The following is a 625-nucleotide window of genomic DNA, read 5'->3' as shown; positions in this document are numbered from 1 at the left end:
AAACACTTCTGCCAATATGTCCTTGTGATACATCTTAACCTTGCCCCATCTTGGGTCGGTGGTTTCTTGGTAAGGTATGTCCTTAACATCTGATAGCTTTTTTACACTTTTTAGATAGGCTGGACATTTGGCTATTGGTAAGTTTAATGCCATGTAAGCTACAAAAGCCTTTGATGCTAAAATAGCCGTCATCATCTAATACTGCTTGTGCTTTGGCGATGGCAACATCTACCTTTTGTTCTATATGACACAAACGCTGTTCTTGCTTTAAGGCTAATTGTTTGGCTTCATAGGCTTGTGTTGCCATGTGGGCAATGAGAAGTAAGGGGTCAGTGATGGTGGCGGATTGTTCTAGTTCTTGCCAGCGTTTGATGATGGCTAGGCGAAGTTTGGCGTTATAACCTGCCACCAAACAAAGGCAAGTTTCTTTGTCTAGTAAATACTCGGTTTGCTCACGGTTTTGGCTGTCTTTGTAGATGTGCTCAAATTTGAGCGTATCTAATTCTAGCTGTTCTGCCATCACTTCAATGTCGCGTTTGACATTCTTATGCTCTTTATCACACAAAGTAGCAATCTCACGGCTAGACATGGTCAAAGCCTGATTGTTTGTTGTGAGCTGGTTAAT

Annotated in this window: 1 protein-coding gene; it reads right to left on the bottom strand. The window is 41.8% G+C overall.

The annotated features are described in order from the left end of the window. Positions 1-82: 82 nt before the first annotated feature. Positions 83-625 (bottom strand): Rha family transcriptional regulator (locus tag CEW93_RS10615; protein WP_255504107.1); only part of this gene is annotated, 543 nt, incomplete at its 5' end.

The organism is Moraxella sp. VT-16-12 (assembly GCF_002224245.2).
Lineage (GTDB): Bacteria > Pseudomonadota > Gammaproteobacteria > Pseudomonadales > Moraxellaceae > Moraxella.
The sequence above is the reverse complement of the archived record's forward strand: the minus strand, read 5'-3'. Positions and strand labels throughout refer to the sequence as shown.